This window comes from Streptomyces carpinensis (assembly GCF_002154505.1).
GTDB classification, from domain to species: Bacteria; Actinomycetota; Actinomycetes; order Streptomycetales; family Streptomycetaceae; genus Streptomyces; species Streptomyces carpinensis.
In genome coordinates this window covers 1-17,666 of record NZ_MUBM01000074.1, presented here as the reverse complement: position 1 = coordinate 17,666, position 17,666 = coordinate 1, and the positions used below count along the sequence as shown (strand labels likewise).

Here is a 17,666-nt window from a genome sequence, read left to right as displayed (position 1 = left end):
CATGACCGTACGGACCGACCCCCACCTCGCCCTTGTACGCCCCGTCACCCCGCGTGCCCCGGGCTGCGAGGAATGCCTCGCCACGCGCTCCCCCTGGGTCCACCTCAGGCTCTGCCTGACCTGCGGCCACGTCGGCTGCTGCGATTCCTCGCCTAACCGGCACGCCCGCCGTCACGCCGCCGCCGACGGCCATCCGATCGTGGCGTCGCTGGAGCCCGGCGAGGACTGGCGGTGGTGCTTCGTCCATGAGGCGTTCGTGTGATGCCCGGCGACGAGAGGCGGCCCGGGCCAGCGCCTGTGCCGGACGAGGCGGAGGAGAGCGTCCCCTTCGAGACGGCCGACATCTACGGCGCCTATCCCCGCCTGTCGGACGACCAGGTGGCCCGCCTGGCGCAGCACGGCCGGCGGCACGCGGTTGACGCCGGTGACGTGCTGATCCGGGAGGGGGAGCGGTGCGAGACGTTTTACGTCGTCCTCAGTGGTTCGGTCGCCATCGTCGAGGGCTACGGCACGCCCGATGAACACCTGCTGCGTGTGCACGGCCCCGGCCGCTTCATCGGCGAACTCGGCCTCCTGAACGGACAGGTGGCCTTCTACACCGCCGTGGTCAGGGACCCCGGCGAGATCCTCGCCCTGTCCATGGATCAGCTGCGTGACCTGGTGACCCGGGACTCCATCCTTGGTGATGTGGTGCTGCGCGCCTGCCTGGGCCGCCGTGCTCTCCTCGTCGGGCAAGGCGCCGGTTTCCGCATCATCGGCTCGCGCTACTCGCCCGACACCCGGCGGCTGCGCGAGTTCGCCGCCCGCAACCGGCTGCCGCACCGCTGGATCGATCTGGAGACGGACGAGGAGGCCGAGGCGCTGCTGCGCCGCTTCGCGGTCGGTCCGGAGCAGACGCCGCTGGTGATCTGGCGCGACACGACCCTGCTGCGCAATCCGAGCAACGCCGAACTGGCCCGGATCATCGGCCTGCCGCCCCTGCCGTCGGGCAACGGCCACGGCGATCTCCTGATCGTCGGCTCCGGTCCGGCCGGTCTCGCCGCCGCGGTGAACGCCGCCTCGGAGGGCCTCGGCACGACCATAGTCGAGGCGCTGGCCACCGGCGGCCAGGCCGGGATGTCCTCCCGCATCGACAACTGCTTCGGCTTCCCCTCCGGCATCTCCGGCGCCGAACTCACCGAGCGCGCTGTACTCCAGGCGGACAAGTTCGGCGCCCGTATCAGCGTCCCGGCGGAGGCGGCCCGGCTCGAACCGCGGGACGGTCACTACGCCGTCAGCTTCGCCGACGGCAGTGAGATCACCGCCCGGACCGTCGTCCTGGCCACCGGCGCCCGCTACCGCCGCCTCCATGCACCCGGCATCGAACCGTTGGAGGGCGCGAGCGTCCACTACTCGGCGACCGTCTACGAGGCCCAGCAGTGTCGGACCGACCCGGTGGCGGTGGTCGGCGGCGGCAACTCCGCAGGCCAGGCCGTGCTCTTCCTGGCCGGGTACGCACCGCAGGTGTATCTGCTCGTCCGTGGGCCGAGCCTCGAGGCGCACATGTCCCGCTACCTGATCGATCAGATCGAGCGCCACCCGCGGGTGCGCGTGCTGCTGCACACCGAGGTGACCGAGGCACTCGGCGACAAGGCGCTGGAGGCGGTTACCGTGGTCGACCACCGTACGGGCGAGCACCGCCACCTCGGGGTGCGGGCCCTGTTCGTCTTCACCGGCGCAGACCCTCACACCGAGTGGCTATCCGGCGCGCTCGCCCTTGACGCGCGCGGCTACGTGCTCACCGGCGCGGAGGCGCAGGCCTGCTCCGTTCCCGGACTGTGGCAGAGCCAGGGACGCGACTGCCTGACGTTGGAGACCAGCCTGCCTGGCGTCTTCGCCGCCGGCGACGTCCGCAGCGGCTCGGTGAAGCGTGTGGCCTCCGCGGTCGGTGAAGGCGCGATGAGCATCCACTTCGTGCACCGCTACCTGGGCCACACGGCCGCGCCCGGCGGCACCGACAGCTCCCCGTACACCCGACCGAAGGAGTCCGCTTGGCTCGCATGACACCTAGCGGGCGACGAGATCACGAGAAGGAGGCGATGGGAATGACCATGCCCGTCCGGCACCACCGAGGTGGCGCAATGCAGGCCAGGCCCATGGGATGGGCACGCAATCCGCTGACGGAGTTCGACCAACTGCTCAGCGAGATGAGCGGACTGCTCGAATCCACGGTGGGAGGCGCGGCGCCCGCAGTCGCGTGGACACCCCTGGCGGATGTCACGGAGTCCGACAACGCCTTCCACGTCGAGATCGAACTCCCCGGCGTCAAGAGCAAGGACATCAACGTCGAAGCCAACGGCCAGGAGCTGGTGGTCACCGGAGAGATCAAGGAGAAGGAACGCAAAGGCGTCCTGCGCCGGAGCACGCGCCGCACCGGAGCCTTCGAGTACCGGCTGCGGCTGCCCGGAGAGGTCGACACCGAAAAGATCAATGCGCAGATGTCGGACGGGGTGCTCGCCATCACCGTCCCCAAGGCCGAGGTCGCAAAGCCCCGGCACATCGAGATCAGCGAGACGAGTGAAAGCACCGAGAGCAGCGGCTGAGACGCGAACGCCGCGGTTCCGGACACACATCCGGCACCGCGGCCGGGTAGGCAAGGCTCGACACCGGTGACTCATGGATGACGTCCCGCGTCAGAACCCCTCACGGCGGCGGAGCCGCGGCAAGCGGCTCCCCACCGGCTTCCTTTCGGCGCCGCAGACGCCAGGCGCGCAGCAGCCGAAGGGGAAGCAGACCCAGCGGTGCTCGCCGGCCCATGTCCGCCTGGTCCTCTCGGACGAATGCCCGTGCGTAACGCTCGGCGTCCTGGGCCGTCGGATATCGCTTGCTCCCTCCGCTCGGCACCCACGCGCGCAGTGCCAGAGCATCGTGTCGCCGTCATGGAGAAAGTGAAAGCGGTGCCCCAGAAGGTGGCAGCGCAGCACAGAAGACCACGCCATGTGGACCTGTCCATTCCGGCCCGTTCTGTCCCTTTCGGGGCAACAGTTTATGGCCCTGAACGAGGAGGCGTGGCATGACCACCATTGCCGAGCTCGGTGTCGTCACGACCAAGTTCCCCGCCAGGCGCGACAGCGCACCGGGCGACCTCCATGACCAGCGGGTGACCGGGGCTGAAGGAAGGCAGCTATGAAATACGACGGATTCCTCGCCCGTGTGCGCGAGCGAGGCGAATACAGCGACCAGGACGAAGCCGCGGACGTCACCAACGCCGTGCTGGAAGTGCTGGCCCAACGGATCAGCCCCGGAGAGGTCAAGGACCTCGCATCCCAGCTGCCCGGCCCGCTGGGACAGGTTCTGGACCGTGCCACGCCGCAGCAGGCGCGAGGCTTCGGGATCGAAGAGTTCTACCGCCGGGTCGCGGAGCGCACCCATGCCCGGCCGCGTACGGCGCAGTGGGACGCCAGCGCGGTCCTGACCACCGTTGCCGACGCTGTCACCGGCGGAGAGCTGAATCAGATCATCAGCCAACTCCCCTCCAGTTACGCGGTCCTGTTCGGAAGGGCCGACCTCGCGGACTGAGCTCGTGAGGCGTCCAGAACGAAAGCCGGCGCCACAGCTGCGCTCTCCGGCTCTTGCGGTCCCGGATCAGGGGGGTTGCCACTCGAACATCAAGATCGTGGCGTCGTCGCTGAGTTTGTTGTGCCGATGCTCGAGGATGGCGTGGATGAGCAGGCGCAGCGCTTCCGGGGCGCTCTGCCCCGCTGCGGTCGACCGGATGATGTAGTCGGTGAAGCGCTCCAGGCCGAACTCTTCGCCTGCCTCATCGCGTGACTCTACGACGCCGTCTGAGTAGAGCAGTATTCGGTCACCGGGTTCGAGGCTGACGTCGTGCACCTGGCGGGCGGTCCCGGCGAGACTGACGGGCAGACCCAAAGGAGGCTCAGGTGGCCGCTCCAAGGCGTTGTGGAGCAAGCGGTGGCGACGGATGAGCAACGGAGGCGGGTGGCCGCAGTTGCACCAGCGCAGCACACCCGTGGGCATGTGCAACTGGGCGAAGACACCCGTGCAGAACTGTTCCGGAAGCCACTTCGCCAGCGCCTCGTCCACGGTGCCCGCGAGTTCGTCCAGGTCTGCTTCGCTGCGCCGGGCGTTACGGCAGCCTGCCATGGCGACAGAGGTGGCAATTCCGGACGCCAGGTTGTGCCCCATGCCGTCAAGGATTGTGGCGTGCAGAACGTCCTCGGTGAACGCATGGTCGAAAGCATCGCCGCCCAGTTCGTACGCAGGTTCCAGAACCGCCGTCGAAACGACCCGTCCGGTGCCGATCGACCGGGGAGGGAGAAAAGCCCTCACCATCTCCGTGGGCAGGTGCATCGGCCTGGTACGCATGCGCTGCGCGATGGTGTCGCTGTAGGTGCGCTTGGATGTAATGATCAGTGCGAGGAGCAGCGCCATCGTTCGACAGCGCCGTAGTTTGAGCCCGTCCAGGGTGCTCATGTTGAGCTCCACGACACCCAGCCGCTCCGCCCCGTCGGCCAGGGGCAGCCATACGTTCAGCCCGCCGGAGGAGCCTTCTTCCACTCGGAGAGAGTCGGTGCGGTAGGCCCATCCGGCCAGCGAAGTGTCGAGCTCCAGTTCCGGCTCGCTTTCGACAAGCGGCACCAGCAGTCTTTGCTGAATGTCGACCAGATAGACAACCGCCCTGCCCAGACCCATGGCCTCGGCATACCGGTTCAGGACCACGGGCATTTCCGCAGGTGATGCCAGCTGGGCTGTTCTGACCAGTTCCTCCAGCAGCCGCTCACCGGACCCGACGGACATCTCCCTGTCCATGCCTTCGATGATCCCAGCGAGATCGAGCCGCCACAATCTGAGCTCTCCGACACTCGAGATGTGGGCCGATCAGCCTGGGGCGCTGGGGCTTGCCCCTGCGGATCGGTCGGGCATCCGGATCGGCTGACGACACCAGCAGGTCGGGGATCGTGCGGATGCCCGCAAGTGGCACAGCCGGTCTGCTCCAGCAGCCGGCGGGTGCCCGCTGCGGTCTCGGCCAGCTCACCGCCCAAGTGCGTCAGCCGCCCCAAGGGCTGTTTGCCTAGTGCATGTCGGGCGTTGCGCCCCACCGCAGGACGAGTTCGACGTGGACGCGGCGCTGCAGCGAGCTCTGGACCGCCTGGCGCTGCTGGCGAGGTCACGACCGCTCGGCAGCACCCTGGACGTGGACGAGGCCCTGCGGCGGGCCAGCAGGATCGTTGCCGCAGCCAAGGAGGCAGAGCGCGCTGACGCTGTTTGGCCGTGGCCTGCACCGCCTGGTCCCCTCGCCACTCACAGCAGGAGGTCGAAGACGGCTCGAGCCTCGTCCCAGTGCTGGGTCTGGGGGTTCTTCAGGTCGGGGTGGAGGATCTTGAAGCTCTGGGCAAGGGCCAGGCTGAGTCCGCCAATGATGTCCGGATAGGCCGCCTCGGTCTCGTCGTCGGGCGTGCGGTCGAGAGCGGGGTGGGTGGCGAGCTGTTCCAGGATCGGCTTGAGTTCTACTTCCTGGTCGACCTTCCGGAAGTGGTGAATGCTCTCCTGCAGGCCTTTCGTGATCGGTAGGTCACAGGCCCGGATGATGTCGCGCCCGTTGGCCTTGGCAGTGGCCTGGGCGACGGTCAGCAGATCGTAGAGCTTGGCGTCGACGAAGTCGCTGTAGCGCTTGAGATCGTTCTTGTCGACGTCCAGCCCGGCGACCGCGCGGAAGAACCTTTCGAACCTGGCGATGGACATCACGGTCATGACGGCAACCTCCGGCTGTGGGTGCCGGGGTGGCTCCCGGCCCTCTGGGCTTCCCAGTCAGCCTGGCCGACGGGGGTGGCCGAACGCATGCGCATGTCGGGCCCAATTAGCGTCCCTGCATTGCCCTGCCAGGCCCAGGCATCCGACTGCCCGGGTAGTCGGACGGGCGTGCGGACTGACAGCAGGGCGAACGCCGCGTCGCGGAGCGGCTCCGCGTAATGGGTGCCCCCCAGATGCCGCTGCTGATGAACGCCGCGGTGGCGAACACGCCAGGGAGCGCTCGGGAGAGGCCAGTGAACAGCAACCAGGACCAATTGACGCGGACCATCCCGCCTACCAGCCGCAACCGCCCGCTGACACTGGGCAGGACGTGCTGCTGTGCGTCGCAGGCGTTCTGATCCTCCCGGGTGGCGAGGCTTTGCCGGACTCCGGCTCGCAGGCCGGGCGCCGAAGCGCGGCCGGTGGCGCGGTATGCGGTGCGTGCCGGGGCGGGGCCGGAGCGGGTGTTCGCAGTGGCGCGCGATCGTGGCCCGGTGGTGGGAGTAGGCCCTGTACTGGGAAGACGAGGAAATCTGGCAGTACCGCCTGCATCTGCTGGCGGGTGCCAGCTTGTCACGCAGCGTCGACGTTACCTCGCCAGCATGTGTGGGCACTTGCCGTCGCGGGGGCAGCCGACGAGAAGGGTCTAGTTATGCGGGTGTCGCCTCAGGACGTTTCGGTCGTAGCTCTCCTTGCGGATCCGGACGCGCCCACGAAAATCGCGCAGCGTATGGCCCAGACACTTCCCACTCGGCTCGCCGACAAGTCAGGCCAGCGGCGACGGTTCGAGGTCGAGGTGGTCAGTGAGCCCTTCACTTCAGGGACCGAGGACCCGCCCACCTTGATGCGCCGGATCATGGACCGCGGAAGAGCGGAGAATTGGGACATCGTCGTGGCCCTCACCGACCTTCCGCTGCACTCACACGGGCGCAAGCTCGTTGTGGATCTGAGTCACGAACACGGCTTGGCGCTGCTGTCTCTTCCTTCGCTGGGTGGCTTGCGGCTGCAGACGAGGGCCCGGCGGGCCGTGGAAGAAGCCGTGCTTGGCTTGGCGGGTCCACGGGCCACTGGGCCTCAAGGACCTCCGCGGGGTCAGCCGCGGCTGGGGCCCTTCGTCAGTCGTCTCGCGCCTATCCACGCGGCCCCGGTCGGCGAGGAGGAGACCGCTGATCTTCGGTACGTCGTCAGCGGGCCGCGCGGTTACCTGAGGGTGCTCGTCGGTATGGTCCGCGCCAACCAGCCGTGGCGCTTGGTGCCGGGCTTGTCGAAAGCCCTGGCGGCCGCACTCGCCACGGGAGCAGTCGCCACTGTGAACTCCACCATCTGGAGTCTGGCCGATTCCCTGAGCGCGCCACGCCTCGTGATCGCCATGGTCGGCTCTGTCGCGCTCATGATCGGCTGGCTGATCGTGGACGCGCAGCTGTGGCATCGCTCAGCAGAGGTCTCGCGGGAGGCGAGGCAGAGGGCGAGGCTCTACAACGCCTCGACGGTCGTGACCGTGGGTATCGGGGTGCTCGTCTGTTACGGGGGTTTGATCGTCGTCAATATGGTGTGGGCGCTGTTCATCCTCAACGACCGAGTGTTCGCTTCCATCACACGGACCCCGCTTCACCCCGCGGAATACTGGACGTTGTCCTGGTTCGTCGCTTCGGTCGCCACGGTGGGCGGCGCCCTGGGATCGGGCTTGGAGAGCGACGAGGCGATCCGGGCAGCCGCCTACTCCAAGCGCGAACAGGAACGCCGCCACATGGTCCAAGACGACGACGGTGACTAGCTGGTGACCTGAGTCGGTGATTGGTGGTTGGTGGTCGTCCGCGCACGAAGGTTTTGCTGATCGATCGTGCCTGGTTGTTTCGCGTCGGGGGCCGACGGGGACACGGGACGGCACGCCGCCGGAGCGCCGAAGCTCCGCCTGGCAAGCCAGCGGCGGCATAGCCGTTCCACCTGAACAGAGTGGCCCGCAGAGGCATGCCGGAGCAACGGACCCCGTTGCACCAACTCCTGGGAGTCAAGCTCTGTACGCCGTCTCCATCACCGCCGTGCTGCGGTCATGCCGCGACGCCGAAGGAATCCATCATGAAGGCAGCGGTTTATGAAGGTCCGCGAACGGTCGCGGTGAAGGACGTACCGGACGCGAAGATCGAACACCCTTGCGACATCATCGTCAAGATCACCAGTACCAACATCTGCGGTTCGGACCTGCACATGTACGAGGGCCGCACCTCGTTCGAGTCCGGCCGCACCCTGGGACACGAGAACATGGGCCAGGTCGTGGAGGTCGGCCCGGCCGTCCGCAAGGTCCAGGTCGGCGAGTATGTGGTTCTGCCCTTCAACATCGCCTGTGGCTTCTGCAAGCAGTGCGAGCGGGGTCTGACCAACTACTGCCTGACCATGCAGCCGGAACCGTCCCTCGCCGGAGCCGCCTACGGATTCGCCGACATGGGCCCCTACCAGGGCGGCCAGGCGGAACTGCTGCGCGTGCCCTACGGCGACTTCAACGCGCTGCGCCTGGGCGAGGACGCCGCCGACCGGCAGACCGACTACGTGATGCTCGCCGACATCTTCCCCACTGGCTATCACGCCACGGAGATGGCCCACGTCAAACCCGGCGACCAGACCATCGTCTTCGGGGCCGGCCCCGTCGGGCTGATGGCGACCTACTCCGCCCTCCTCAAGGGCGCCGGCCGCGTCTGGGTAGCCGACCACCAGCCCGACCGGCTGCGCAAGGCGGAGGAGATCGGCGCCATCCCGATCAACACCGCCGACCAGAACCCGGCCGAGGTCGTCAAGGAGGCCACGCTCGGTCTGGGCGCCGACAACGGCTGTGAATGCGTCGGCTACCAGGCACACGACCCCCAGGGACATGAGGACGCCAGCCTCACGCTCAACGGACTGATCGACTCGGTCAGGTTCACCGGCGACATCGGCGTGGTGGGCGTGTTCCTGCCCCAGGACCCCGGCGGTGCCGAGGCCCAGGGCGAGCTCGAGGCGCAGGGCAAGGTCCCGATCGACTTCGGCATGATGTGGTTCAAGGGCCAGCACATGGGCACCGGTCAGGCTCCGGTGAAGAAGTACAACCGGGCGCTGCGGGATCTGATCGCCGGTGAGAAGGCAAAGCCGAGCTTCGTCGTCTCCCACGAACTCAACCTGGACGAGGCCCCCACCGCCTACGAGCACTTCGACGCCCGTGACGAGGGCTGGACCAAGGTAGTCCTGCACCCCAACGGACACGGCAACGGCCACAAACGATAAGTGACCCGCGGTCCCCGTCCCGGTCTGCCCGTCCTCCGGCCGGGGCGGGGGCAATCACCCGCGCTCAGGTCGGACTTGAACCAACGGCCATCGTCCGCGCTCCGGCCCGGTAGGACAGACGGCAGACGCTCAGCAGTGCCCGCAGTGGCTGCACCCCGTCCAGCGGCTGCGGCCGCCAGCCGGTTCGCGGGCCGTGTGGGAGGCTTCCTTGCCCGACGGCTGCTGCACCTCAACCAGGCCGACGCGACCCGGCAGGGTGTTCCGGCTAGGCTCACACCCGTGACGTGGCTGCGGGCCTTCGGGGAGGTCGTGCGATCCGGGCTCACGATCGAGGAGACGCGGCTGGAGCCCCTGCTCGCGCTGCGCACGGCCGCTGGGGTGGCGATCGTCATCGGGCCGACGCTGTGGCTGGTCTCCCCTGCGTATGCCGCGTCCGCCGCCCTCGGCGCCTACTCCGCGGGTGGGGCCACCTTCCAGCGCACCTGGCGTCCACGCAAGGTGATCGCGCTCGGCGCGGGCGCGGGTCTGGCGCTCAGCACCTTCGTGGGCTACCTGGCGGCGGGGCGACTCGTGACGTTCCTCCCACTGCTGGCCGCATGGGCCTTCGCCGCGGGAATGGCGTGGGCCCTCGGATCGACCGCCGGGATCGTCGCAGCGACGACCGTCGGCAGCATGCTGGTGACCATCACCCTGCCCACGAGCGTCGGGCGCGCCCTGGAGCACGCCGTAATCATCGCGCTCGGAGGCGTGGCGCAGGCCGTGCTGATCCTGTTGTTCCCGATCCGGCGTTGGGGAGCGCATCGTGACGCGCTCGCCGACGCCCTGGCCGCCGTGGCGGACTACGCACGCCGGCTGCGGCACGACCCGACCGCCCCGTTCGACCCGGAGCCGTTGATGACGGCCCGGGACGCGGCTGCCGTGACGCCGTCACAGGCCCGCACCCGTCCCCCCGTCCTCCACGGCCCCCGGGGACTCGCCGAGCGCATTCGGCCGGTCGTCGCCGCGCTCGCCGACCCGGACGTCGGCGCCCCGGCGGAGGGACCCGGGCGGGACCGCGCGCGGGAGTTGCTCGACGCGGCCGCCGACGTTCTGGATGCGGTCGCCCGTTCGATCCGCCGCGGCACTCCCGCCGAGGTGCGGCCCGGGAGCATGGACGTCCTGCGCGTCGACGAGGAGCAAGAGGTGCTGGAGGGCCCCGCGCGGCAGGCCGCCGAGCGGCTCGTGGAACTGCTCGGCGAGGCGTTGGAGATCGCCCAGAGCGGCTGCGCGCGCGGGAGGACGCCTACGCCGCCCGGCCTCGCCGGCGCCGAGTTCCTGGTGCGCCCGACAATGCTCCGGCTGGTCCCGGTCGTCGTCCGGGCGGTCCGCCGTGAGCTCCGCCGGGACTCGCCCGTGTTCCGGCACGCCGTCCGCCTGGCGGCGGTGGCCACGGTCGGCTATCTGATCGCCGCCCGGCTACCTCTGGGCCACGGCTACTGGGCGCCCATCGCCTCGGTGATGGTGATGCGGCCGGACTTCCACCGGACGTACGCGCGTGCGGTGGCCCGTCTCGCCGGGACCCTGGCGGGGGTCGCGCTCGCCACCGGGATGGTGCGGGTCCTGGGCCCGGACGCCCATGTGTCCGGCGCGCTGGCGGTGGTCTCGGCGGGCCTGTCGTACACGCTGAACCGTACCGGCTACGCCTACTCCCAGTGCTTCACCGCCGCGTACGTCGTCTTCCTGCTCGGCATGGGCGGCCAGGCATGGGAGCAGACGGTCCCGGAGCGGGTGGTGCTCACCCTGCTCGGCGGGGCCCTGGCAATGCTGGCGTACGTGGTGTTCCCCGCATGGGAGACGCCCCGGCTGTCGGCTCGGCTTGCGGACTGGCTCGCCGCCAACGGCCGCTATGCGGCCGCGGTGCTCCGCGACTACGCCGAACCGACCCGGGAGCATCACGCCGACATGCGCCGGGCACTGCTGGAGAGCAGGGAGGCACGTGCCGCCTGGCAGGAGGCATACGACCGTGCAAGGCAGGAACCGGTCCGCCCCAGGGGTCTGACGTCGCGCGAGGCGGAGGAGGCGCAGGAGGCGCTCAAGGGGTTCGGCCGGGCAGCGATGCTCATGGAGAGCCACGTCCCGCGGGCCGAGAGCCGTTTCATTCCCGAGGCGGAGCGATTCGCCGAGGCCCTCGAGGCGGACACCGAGCAGGCGGCAGTTGACGTGCGCGAGCACAGGAATCCGGACTGGGGGCGCGTGGAGGAGGCGCTCCACGCGTGGGAGGGTGCCGCCGGGGACCGGAGCCCGGTGGTGCGGCGCGGGGCGGAACTGCAGAAGCGTGCCTTGGAGGACCTCGCGACGGCCGTGAGCCGCACACCCCTGGAACGGGACGTCGGCCCTGCTCGCGAGGACCAGCGGGTGCGGGCGACCCTGGCTGCGGAAGGTAACGGATCAGGACCCGCGCGCCGAGGTGGGTGACGGCGACGGAGAGCGCCTCGCCTCCTGGAGCGGGAAATAGTCTCCCGGCCGCGTCGAGCGCCGCCACACGTACACCGCTGTCGCCATCACGAGGATCAGCCCAGCCAGGATGAGCAGTTCCTTCCCCTCGACGTTCCACCGGAAGGACTTCTCCGCCTCGGCCGTCACGATGAGCACCCTGCGGATGCCGGCAATCAGGCCGACGACGAGAAACGGCTCCGCGTCGAGGGTTCGGTTCCTGATGGTGAGGCGGACGGTGTGGAGCAGCTCGGCCACGATGAACAGCACAAGGCTGCTGTCCAGGGCGGAGAGAACAACCGTCTCCTCGCGGTACGGCCCCTGGATCGACCTGATGACGTCGTGGACGACCACGACGGTCAGGAGCCCTGCGAGCAGTACGAGGAGCGCCGCGACGACGAGGTGGATGCCGTCCTCGATGAGCTGCAGAAGGCCCTGCACCCGGCCGCCCTCGATCTTCGGGAGAATGGGTCGCACAGTCAGCATGCTAGGGGTGCCCCGGCCCGCAGGCGCGGTGTGCTGCCGAACGGATGGACAAGCGGGTCTCTCCCTGTGATGGCAGCCTGGGGAAGGGATGAGGCACGACGTCACCTAGGCCTACCCGGCGGGACGAGGGTGTATGAGGCAGCCCGACGCGGACACGACCGGCAGGAATCTGCGGCTCGTCTTGGTCGCCGACCCGGGCCTGCCCTCCGAAATCGCCCGAGACCTCGCTCCCCGTCTGCCGGAGCATCTGCGCCGCCGCATCGGCAGGGGCATCCGCTGGCAGGTGGACACTGTGACGGCACCCTTGGTGGCGAACGAGCAGGTCGACGTGTCCGACGTGGCCGAAATCGTCGGCACCCATCTCGAGGACGGCGACTGGGACATCGGCGTCTTGCTCACCGATCTGCCGCGCCGGGCGGAGCGCGACCCGGTCAGCACCGAAGTCGACCCGGAGCACAGGGTCGCGCTGATCTCACTGCCCGCCCTCGGCTCCCGGCGTCTGCGGCGCCGAGTGCGGCAGACGGTGGTCGGCGCCGTCAGGCAACTGACCGCGCAGGACGAAAGACCGCTGGATTCCCTCGTCGGCCGTCCGGCACCCGCGGAGGAGTCCAACCGCGAACGCTACGTGGTCCCGGGGCTACGCGGCCACGTCCGTCTGGTCCTGGGCATGGTGCGCGCCAACCGTCCCTGGCGGCTGTTCACGAGCCTCTCCCGCGCCATGGCCGGGGTCTTCGCCACCGCAGCCGTCGGCTTCGTCAACGCCACGACCTGGCAGGTCGCCACCGCTCTAGGCATCCCGCAGCTGATGCTCATCGCCGTGCTGTCCACCCTCGCCCTCACCGCGTGGGTCATCATCGACCACCGGCTGTGGGAACGCGCCGGGGACCTGCCGGGCGCCCATGCGCCGCTGTACCCCTATAACCTGGTCACGCTCCTCACCATCGGGCTGGGGGTGTTCTTCCTCTACGCTGCGCTGTTCGTGACCCTCGTGGCGGTCTCGTTCCTGGTCGTGACCCCATCCGTCTTCGGCAGGATCGTGCACCACGCCGTCGATGCCTCGGACTACCTCACGCTGAGCTGGTTCGTCACGTCCAGCTCCATGATCGGCGGTGCTTTCGGGACAGGACTCGAGAACGCCGAGGAGGTGCGCGACGCCGCGTACGGGCAACGCCACCGGAGACGTCAGCGGCAGCTGACCGAGGCCCGCGACCGGGCCAGGTGAGGACCCCTCGGCCGCGCAGTGTCAGGTTGGTGGATCGTGCTGTTGCGACTGCCCTGCCTGGCCGTGTCGAGCGTGTTCGCCTTCATACGGCTGCTGCCGAGGAGCGCTGTGGAAAAGGCCGGTGCGGCTTGCGGCCACCGCCGCCCTGCGGACTCGTCCCAATGGCGCCTGGCCACAGTGGAGTTCCCGCACGCCGAGGGACACAGTCGCTTTACGGACGCCGGCAGCACGAGCGGCCGCTCTGATCCCGCCGTGGCCGAGCGATCGGACACTCCGACGGCCGCGGCCCCGCAGGCGACACCCCGTAGCGAGCCGCCAGGGCCCGGCCAGCTCGCCCTGGCACGATGCTCGTCATGCAGCCGCTGCCCACACCCTGCCCCGCCGACCTGGTCCCCGACGCCACGGGCGAGGACGCCTTCAACGCCGCGTATAGGTCAGCCATGCAGCAGCGTGCCGTATTCGTTGCCGTTGAGTGCCAGGCCCAGCGCTGGACGGTAAAGGCCGACGCGCTCACGGCCTTCGAGCACGACATCGACGCCATGGTGTACGACGCCGTCCGGAACGCGGTCATCCGCCTGATCCGCTCCCGCGAGATCCGTCCCGATTCCTCCGCCGGACCGGTCTATTTCGTCCTGTACGACCTGGCGAACGAGGACCGGGCGCGCGAACTCGCCGCCGCACTGCACGCGGCGCTGTACGGCGACCTCGGTCCACTGGCCCAGGCCGTACCCGACACCCCGGCCTGATCAAGACATCGCCACTCACTGCCACGTGCCGGGTCCAACGTCGAAGACTACTGGCGGGTTACTTGTCACCTGGTTCGCCGCTCGTTAACGGCACCCCACAGCGCAAAGTCCGCCGCAAGTGCGCGAACCGCGTCAGCAACCTCGGCCAGTAGCCAAGATCATCTCGTGGCCACTTTTGGGCTCACCTCGGCGATACCACCAGTTGTCCAGATGCTCCGCGTCGCCGATGTGGACCCGGCCGCCCTCAATCTTCGGGAAAATGGGTCGCACATTCAGCACGCAGGGGCGCCCTGTCCCGCAGGCGCGGCGTGCTGTCGAACGGGTGGACGAGCGGATCCCTCCCTGTGGTGGCAGCCTGAGGGAGGCGGCGAGACGCGACAGCACCGAGGCCTACCAGGCGGCAGGACAAGGGTTATGGGGCAGCCCGACGCGGACACGATCGGCAGGAACCTGCGGCCCGTCCTGGCGCCGGCCCGAGGTCTGCCCTCCGATTCGGCCCGGGACCTTGCCTCCGGCCTCCGGGAGGAACCGCGCCACCGCACCGCCGGGGGCATCCGCTGGCAGACGGACACCGACGGCGCCCCTGGCGGCGAACGAGCAGGTCGACGTGTCCGACGTGGCCGAAACGTCGGCACCCGCCTGGAGGACGGCGACTGGGACATCAGCGCCTTCTTCACCGACCTGCCAAGCCGGGCGGAGCACAACCCGGTCCGCACCGAGGCCGACCCTGGGCGCAGGGTCGCACTCCGGGCGCACCGTGCCGGAGGACGCGAGTGCACTGGAGGTGTGTGATGAGTGCTGACCGCTCCCACGAGAGCCGTGATGGCCACGTACTGGTCCTCGATGCTGGCTCTTCGAGCCTTCACATCGCTCTGTTCGCGGCGGACGGTGAACGGGTGGCGGATCGAGACGCCTCGGAGCCCCCGGGGCCTGCTGCGGCGGCGCAACTGCGGAACTTCCTCAGCGAGGTGCCCGCTCCTGCGGCGGTTGGTCACCGCATCGTCCACAGTGGTCCGCACCTGACTGGACATACGCTGATCGACGCACGCGTACGGGCTCTGCTGGCGGACGTCGCCGATCTCGCGCCGTTGCACGTGACCCCTGCCTTGCATGTGGTCGATGCCGCACGAGAACTCCTGCCCGACGTTCCTCATATCGCCTGCTTCGACACTGTCTTCCACAAGGATTTGCCGGCACAGGCGCGCACGTACGCCGTGCCGGAGCGATGGCGAGCCGAATACGAGCTGCGCCGGTACGGCTTCCACGGGCTTTCCTACTCGTGGGCACTGCCGAGGACGGCGCAGGCCCTGGGCCGACCCGTCGACAACCTCCAGGTCGTGCTCGTGCACCTGGGCGGCGGCTGCTCGGCCTGCGCCGTCCGGAACGGACGCAGCGTGGACACCACCATGGGCCTCACTCCTCTGGAAGGCCTGGTGATGAGTCGGCGCAGCGGCAACCTCGACCCCGGCGCGCTGCTGTGGCTGCAGCGGCGGCACGGTCTGAGCACGGACGAATTGGATGACACACTCCACCGGCATTCCGGTCTGCTCGGCCTCTCCGGTACCTCGGGAGACACCCGGGACCTGGTGCGCGCCCGCGCGGAGGGTGATGCCGCGGCCGCGTTGGCGCTGGCGACGTTCACACTCAGCTGCCGCCGGGGCATCGCCTCGATGGCCGCCTCGCTGGACCGGCTGGACGCCCTGGTCTTCACCGGGGAGATCGGCGAAGACCAACCCGAGGTACGCGAGGAGATCTGCTCGGCCCTGACTGTTCTCGGTGTACGAGGCGGGCTACTCGTCCCCGAACTGGAAGATTTGATGCGGGAAGGCCACCGACGCATCGATCAGGCGGTGAGAGGTGTCCCGGTCCTCGTGGTCGCAACCGGCGAGACGCAGCAGATCGCCGCCGAGACCCGACGGGTGCTCGACGGCATGTGACTGGCCAAGGCATGTGCCGGCACATCCACACTTACCTGGCCCGCGCAAAGAACCGGCCTCCTGGACAGCACGGAGGAGCGGCGACGTCTGGTCCTGTACGCCGCCTCCCCCGTCTGGGTCACGGGGCTCGAGGGCCACTGGCCCGTACCGCCCCTTTGACGCCAATTAGGACATCCTGAGCCGCATGGTCACCGACTGGCTCGCCGCCCTCGGCATCCCGGTGCTGGTCACACGAGGCTTCCACTCGTAGTCCTACGTCGACATCGTTCGGGCGCGCACCGCCCGCGATCGGCGCCCCGCCGGTCCTCCTCTACATCGTTCAAATGGCAGGTGGCTACCGAGGAGTTGGGGCTGTTCGTCGTCTGGCTGAAGTTCGGCTCGAAGGAGGTCACGGGCATCGAACGGCCAGCGGGGACCGGGCTGGTGTACCCGGGGCCCGGCGCCGAGCCCCGTACGCGAGCCGGCCCGGATCGAGAACGTCCTCACCGGGGTGCGGCAGTTCCTGGTGCACGGCATCACGACGAAGGCGGTGCCCTCTGCGGCGATGGCCCAGCTGTACGAGGTGGCGGAGTCGTGGGACCTGCCGGAGCAGGCCCGCGGCGAGGACCTGACCGTGTACCGCATGCGGCCGCGGCACCGGGTGAAGGTGCCGCGCAAGAAGGGCGAGCGGGCCACCGACCGCGAGATCGTGGAGTTGTTCCTCACGTGCCGCAGCGCGCGGGACCGGTTCATCGTGCTGCTGGGCCGGGCGGGGCTGCGTCCGGGAGGTGCCGCGGGCCTGCGGCGTGAGGACATGCACTTCATGCCGGACTCGACCGTGCTGGGCTGCCCGAAGAAGGGATCTCACCTGCACACGCTGCGGCGGGACAACTCCAACGGTGCCTGGGCGAAGCGGCAGACGTTGGCGGTGCCGGGACGGTGGAAGCCCGTCGACCACATGGTCGTAACCGCCTACGACCAGTATGTGATGGAGCGGACGGCGCTGCCGCACGGGCCGGACAGCGACTTCGTGCTGGTGAACCTGTTCGCCGAACCGCTCGGCGCCCCGATGACCGCGGACAGCATCACCGAGTTGTTCGGACGGTTGTCCAAGCGCGCCGGGCTGCCGAGGAACGTCACGCCTCGGATGCTGCGTCGCGCTGCGGGCAGCAACCTCGCGGACGCCGGCGGCGGGCAGGACGAGATCGCCGCGCTGCTGGACCATGCCCGGCTGTCCAGCGCCGAGCCCTATCTGACCCCGGACCCCGACCGGCTGCGCGCCGCGATGGACCGGGTCCCCTCACCGCGCGAGCTCGCGGAGGGCACCCGATGACGGCCAGGACCGCGGCCCTGCCGACCGCTCCGGCCCCGGGGCCGGACACGTCCGATGACGAGCTGACGGCCTTTTTGCGGTAGCTGATCAGCAAAGGCTTCCTGGACGGGGCAGGCTGGAACGCCGAGCGCCGCGTCCTGGACCCGCCGATCGGCCACCCGACCCTGGGCGGGCGACGCTGCCCGGTGCCCGGCTGCCTCTCCCTGGTGAAGGGGCGCAAGCTCTGCAGCACCTGCGCCACCCGACTCCGCCAGTCACCGGCCTCGGCCCTGGCGACCGTTCCGGCCAAGGTGGGGCAGCGGTTCGATCCGCATCCACAAGTCGTCATCCACGATCCACGGCCGAGTCGTCACACGACACGAACGGCCGGATCATCACATCGGTCACGCCTGACCAGGACACCTCTACAAGATCCTGTTACGAGCTCTAAGCTTGGCGTTTATGCT

General features: G+C 69.2%; 15 protein-coding genes and 2 pseudogenes. 12 read left to right on the top strand and 5 right to left on the bottom strand.

Annotated features, from left to right (window positions below; translation table 11 throughout):
- Window position 1: 1 nt before the first annotated feature.
- The 4 genes from BZY54_RS10690 (at window position 2) to BZY54_RS10670 (ending at window position 3,558) form a co-directional block, all read left to right on the top strand.
- Window positions 2-262: a UBP-type zinc finger domain-containing protein gene (locus BZY54_RS10690; RefSeq protein ID WP_075033266.1), complete on the top strand. Its 261-nt coding sequence runs from the start codon at window positions 2-4 to the stop codon at window positions 260-262.
- Window positions 262-2,043: an FAD-dependent oxidoreductase gene (locus tag BZY54_RS10685; protein WP_086724878.1), complete on the top strand. Its 1,782-nt coding sequence runs from the start codon at window positions 262-264 to the stop codon at window positions 2,041-2,043. The genes BZY54_RS10690 and BZY54_RS10685 overlap by 1 nt, the downstream gene beginning before the upstream one ends.
- Before the next feature lie 41 nt (window positions 2,044-2,084).
- The gene (locus BZY54_RS10680; RefSeq protein WP_167413977.1) at window positions 2,085-2,582 is read left to right on the top strand and encodes an Hsp20/alpha crystallin family protein; all 498 of its coding nucleotides are present in this window, start codon (window positions 2,085-2,087) and stop codon (window positions 2,580-2,582) included.
- Between the two features lie 583 nt (window positions 2,583-3,165).
- The gene (locus BZY54_RS10670) at window positions 3,166-3,558 is read left to right on the top strand and encodes a DUF2267 domain-containing protein (RefSeq protein WP_086724874.1); all 393 of its coding nucleotides are present in this window, start codon (window positions 3,166-3,168) and stop codon (window positions 3,556-3,558) included.
- A gap of 66 nt (window positions 3,559-3,624) precedes the next feature.
- Here BZY54_RS10670 and BZY54_RS10665 read toward each other — a convergent pair whose 3' ends face one another.
- The 3 genes and pseudogenes from BZY54_RS10665 to BZY54_RS10655 all read right to left on the bottom strand — a co-directional run bounded on the left by BZY54_RS10665 (window position 3,625) and on the right by BZY54_RS10655 (window position 5,754).
- On the bottom strand, window positions 3,625-4,812 hold the full coding sequence (locus BZY54_RS10665) for a PP2C family protein-serine/threonine phosphatase (protein WP_086724872.1): 1,188 nt from the start codon (window positions 4,810-4,812) through the stop codon (window positions 3,625-3,627).
- Window positions 4,813-4,876: 64 nt separating this feature from the next.
- A pseudogene (locus tag BZY54_RS10660) lies at window positions 4,877-5,111 on the bottom strand (ISNCY family transposase); the annotation flags it as partial.
- A 193-nt stretch (window positions 5,112-5,304) separates the two neighbouring features.
- Window positions 5,305-5,754, bottom strand: a complete 450-nt coding sequence (locus BZY54_RS10655; RefSeq protein ID WP_086724870.1) for a DUF1931 family protein — start codon at window positions 5,752-5,754, stop codon at window positions 5,305-5,307.
- A 691-nt stretch (window positions 5,755-6,445) separates the two neighbouring features.
- Here BZY54_RS10655 and BZY54_RS10650 point away from each other — a divergent pair.
- From BZY54_RS10650 to BZY54_RS10640, 3 genes are all read left to right on the top strand, one after another.
- Window positions 6,446-7,567, top strand: coding sequence for a hypothetical protein (locus BZY54_RS10650; RefSeq protein ID WP_086724867.1), 1,122 nt, complete (start codon window positions 6,446-6,448; stop codon window positions 7,565-7,567).
- Between the two features lie 302 nt (window positions 7,568-7,869).
- On the top strand, window positions 7,870-9,045 hold the full coding sequence (locus BZY54_RS10645; RefSeq protein WP_086724865.1) for a glutathione-independent formaldehyde dehydrogenase: 1,176 nt from the start codon (window positions 7,870-7,872) through the stop codon (window positions 9,043-9,045).
- Between the two features lie 279 nt (window positions 9,046-9,324).
- A complete protein-coding gene (locus BZY54_RS10640; protein ID WP_086724863.1) occupies window positions 9,325-11,499 on the top strand; it encodes an FUSC family protein in 2,175 nt (724 codons plus the stop codon).
- Here the strand turns inward: BZY54_RS10640 and BZY54_RS10635 are convergent.
- A complete protein-coding gene (locus BZY54_RS10635; protein ID WP_086724861.1) occupies window positions 11,473-12,003 on the bottom strand; it encodes a phosphate-starvation-inducible PsiE family protein in 531 nt (176 codons plus the stop codon). The genes BZY54_RS10640 and BZY54_RS10635 overlap by 27 nt on opposite strands.
- Before the next feature lie 133 nt (window positions 12,004-12,136).
- Between BZY54_RS10635 and BZY54_RS10630 the strand changes: the two genes are divergently transcribed.
- A complete protein-coding gene (locus BZY54_RS10630; protein WP_086724859.1) occupies window positions 12,137-13,225 on the top strand; it encodes a hypothetical protein in 1,089 nt (362 codons plus the stop codon).
- Between the two features lie 127 nt (window positions 13,226-13,352).
- Here BZY54_RS10630 and BZY54_RS55340 read toward each other — a convergent pair.
- Window positions 13,353-13,492, bottom strand: a pseudogene (locus BZY54_RS55340) (ISAzo13 family transposase); the annotation flags it as partial.
- Between the two features lie 86 nt (window positions 13,493-13,578).
- Between BZY54_RS55340 and BZY54_RS10620 the strand changes: the two are divergent.
- The 4 genes from BZY54_RS10620 (at window position 13,579) to BZY54_RS10605 (ending at window position 17,220) form a co-directional block, all read left to right on the top strand.
- Window positions 13,579-13,971 (top strand): hypothetical protein, encoded by a 393-nt coding sequence (locus BZY54_RS10620; RefSeq protein ID WP_086724895.1) that lies wholly within the window; start codon window positions 13,579-13,581, stop codon window positions 13,969-13,971.
- A 414-nt stretch (window positions 13,972-14,385) separates the two neighbouring features.
- Window positions 14,386-14,763, top strand: a complete 378-nt coding sequence (locus BZY54_RS10615) for a hypothetical protein (RefSeq protein ID WP_086724856.1) — start codon at window positions 14,386-14,388, stop codon at window positions 14,761-14,763.
- Between the two features lie 104 nt (window positions 14,764-14,867).
- Window positions 14,868-15,908, top strand: a complete 1,041-nt coding sequence (locus BZY54_RS10610) for an acetate/propionate family kinase (RefSeq protein ID WP_244217085.1) — start codon at window positions 14,868-14,870, stop codon at window positions 15,906-15,908.
- Between the two features lie 490 nt (window positions 15,909-16,398).
- A complete protein-coding gene (locus tag BZY54_RS10605) occupies window positions 16,399-17,220 on the top strand; it encodes a tyrosine-type recombinase/integrase (protein ID WP_208640615.1) in 822 nt (273 codons plus the stop codon).
- Window positions 17,221-17,666 lie beyond the last annotated feature (446 nt).